The organism is Lactobacillus nasalidis, assembly GCF_016587775.1.
GTDB classification, from domain to species: Bacteria; Bacillota; Bacilli; order Lactobacillales; family Lactobacillaceae; genus Lactobacillus; species Lactobacillus nasalidis.
This window is the reverse complement of the sequence record NZ_BOCG01000473.1, coordinates 1-2,837: the sequence shown is the minus strand read 5'-3', so window position 1 is coordinate 2,837 and position 2,837 is coordinate 1. Positions and strand designations below refer to the sequence as shown.

General features: G+C 51.7%; 4 protein-coding genes. 1 reads left to right on the top strand and 3 read right to left on the bottom strand.

The window, feature by feature from the left end:
- The 3 genes from lacNas_RS09045 to lacNas_RS09035 form a co-directional block, all read right to left on the bottom strand.
- Positions 1-277 (bottom strand): TetR/AcrR family transcriptional regulator (locus tag lacNas_RS09045; protein WP_201330323.1); only part of this gene is annotated, 277 nt, incomplete at its 3' end.
- A 420-nt stretch (positions 278-697) separates the two neighbouring features.
- Positions 698-1,609 (bottom strand): serine hydrolase, encoded by a 912-nt coding sequence (locus lacNas_RS09040; RefSeq protein WP_201330322.1) that lies wholly within the window; start codon positions 1,607-1,609, stop codon positions 698-700.
- A gap of 29 nt (positions 1,610-1,638) precedes the next feature.
- The gene (locus lacNas_RS09035) at positions 1,639-2,556 is read right to left on the bottom strand and encodes a magnesium transporter CorA family protein (protein ID WP_201330321.1); all 918 of its coding nucleotides are present in this window, start codon (positions 2,554-2,556) and stop codon (positions 1,639-1,641) included.
- An 80-nt stretch (positions 2,557-2,636) separates the two neighbouring features.
- On the opposite strand from lacNas_RS09035, the gene lacNas_RS09030 reads away from it, so the two are divergent.
- A partial coding sequence (locus lacNas_RS09030; RefSeq protein ID WP_201346795.1) for an alpha/beta fold hydrolase occupies positions 2,637-2,837 on the top strand: 201 nt, incomplete at its 3' end.

Genomic DNA, 2,837 nt, shown 5'->3' with positions numbered 1-2,837 from the left:
GGTCGCGGACCACGTCGGCAAACTTGAACAGGGCCTCGTGCCCCGACAAGCCGACCAGCTGCTTGAGCAGGTCTTCATACAGCAGCCGGATCCGGCTGGCCGCAACCAGCGACAGAAGCTGAGAACGGTTCTTCACGTAATGATAGAGCGATTGACTGCGTACACCCAGAGCCTTGGCAAGGTTTGGCATGGTCGTCTCGCTAAGGCCGCGGGTTTCGATCAGTTCCGTCGCCTTGGCCAGAACCTTGTCCAAATCCAAAGTTCTTTTTTGAGTCATAGTTTCTACCATTTTCCTTTCAACTGTGAAAATTATATAACTACTAACTGAAGAATTCAATCTACAATTTGTAGATTGAGCCAAAAAGTTATTGAAAGCGATTCATAAAAGCGCTATCATATAGACAGATGGGAGATGAAAACTTAAAATGAAAATTTGGTGGTTCGCAAACTTTTATTGGTTCAGTTTACTGATTTATCTGAATGTTTTCATGTTCAATTTCCATTATGCCGACGGCAGTCTGATCAATCCTTTCGTGGTGACTTTTCTCCTGCTGGCGGTCTGCATTATGATCGGCGAGTTCCAGTTCGCCTGGTACATGTGGTTAACGAAGAAAACTTATAAACCACGTAAACGCAAGAAAACACAAAACGAGTCTACAGTTTGGCTGTAGACCCGTTTTTTACTTTATCTTCTTGTTTATTCCAAGACCTGCTTGACGGCCTGGCCCAGGGAAGCAAAGTCGTCGGTCTTGCTGGACCAGGCGCTGACAACGTAGGTGTGCCCGCTGTTGCTGATCAAGGCCACTTCCAGATTGCCGTCAGCATACTGGTAGATCGTGCCCTTGGCCTTGCTGGCCAGCTTGGTCGTGCCTGTCATGGCCGTCAGCACCTGCTGGTTGTAGCTGCCAACCACCTTGCCCTGGTAAAGGGCCACCATGACCTTGGCCAGGTCCTGGGCGGTCGTCTTGCCGACCACGGACTTGGAGAACGTCCCTGTCACCTTGGTTTGGCTGGCCCCCATCTTCTTGACCACCGCGTCGACCTGCTTGGCGCCAATGGTCCGCAAGAGCGCGTTGGCGGCGGTCTTGTTGCCCTTCAGCATCTGCTCGCGCAGATAGCTCGGCCCGTAGCTGATCCCCACCGCGATCGCTGAACTGCTGCCGGATTTGTCGGCGCTGGTGATCTTGATGGTCGTGCTGGAGCCGATCTTGCCGGCTTTCTCCTGGGCGTAAAGCGCGATCAAAAGATACAGGTAGAAAATCTTGTCGCTGTTTTGGCTGCTGGTGGTGTTGCGGACTACCGCGAAGCGGCTGGTCTTGGTCAAATCATAAGCAGCCACCTGGTAGCTGACGTCCTGGCCCATGGCCTTCTTGATCGCCTTGGCCAGCTTCTTGTTGCTGCCCTTGCTGCTCTTGACCTGGTTGTCGTACTCAATGGAATTGACGTTGGGTTCTTTGTCGCTGCTGCTGACCTGCTTTTTGACAGTGCCCTGCTTTTTAACCTGGACAACCGTCACCTGCCGCGTTTCCGCGTCCTTGTTGGTGCTGGTATAAACGACGAATGCCAGCAGCGAGGCAATCAAAGCCCCGACTACAATATTGTTTCTCATATAGCTCCTTGTCTGTATTCCTCAGCCCTTTAAAAAAGATGGTGCTTGCGCATCAGGAAGATCAGCCAGACCATCAAAAGGACGGCGATCAGAATGATAATTATCCAGTCATAGCTTGCGCCGAGAATGGGCAGCTTCACGTTCATCCCGTAAAAGCCGGTCAGAATCGTCGGAATCGTCAAAACGATCGACCACACCGTCAAAAACTGCATGGTGTCGTTCAGGTTGTTGTTCATCATGTTGTTGGAAGTCGACGACAGGGTCTTGGTCACCTGCCGGGAAATCTGCACCATTTCCGAAGACTGGCTGGATTCGATCAGGACGTCGTCCAGTCTTTCCTTGGCTGCCTTGGAGAAATTCAGCCGGGAGTGCTGCAGGCTGTGCAGCATCATCTGGTCGGTCTGAATCGAGCTGGACAGGTAGACCAGACTCTTTTCAATGTTGGACAATTCCACCAGGTCCTTGTTGTCGATGTCGTCGCTCAGCTTCCCGTCCAGATCGTTGCGCTCGCCGTCCAGCTGGGTGATGGCCCGCTGGAAATACTGGGAGGCATACATCAAGAAGGTCGCCAGCAGCTCGGTCACGTCCTGGGCATGCGACAAGCGCCGCAAAACCTGGGGGTCATTGAACTCGTCAAAGACGTAGCTGGTCTCAATCGTGTGGAAAGTGAACAGGTTCTTGTCCTGCAGCAAAAAAGTAATCGGCCGCGAGGTAAAGTGCTTGCTGGAACTCGTCGGCCAGACCGGCACATCGTAGACCAACAGGTGGGTGTCGGTGTACTGGTCGTAGTCATAGTGGGGTCGCTCATGAAGATCGGAAACATAGGAGATGATTTCCGGCGTAAAGTAAAACTCGGTCTGCAGGCGCCGGCTGTCGGCTTCACTCAGGCCACTGACGTCATACCATTCAAAGTCTGTTTCAATTGGAAAGATTTGTTGTTTAATCATGGCTCTCCCACCTTCATTTTACTCATTATTCATGTTACCATTTTTTTAAAATGAAGTTGTTTTAAAAGTAGGTAAAATAGATGCAAATCACAGAAAAATATCTTCCTTTTGGAAAATGGCAGACTTACTGCCGCATCGCCGGCCAAGATACCGGCCGTGCCCCGCTCCTGCTTTTGCACGGCGGTCCCGGCAGCAGCCACAATTACTTTGAAGTCCTCGACCAGGTGGCCGAAACGAGCGGCCGGCAGGTCATCATGTACGACCAGCTGGGCTGCGGCAAC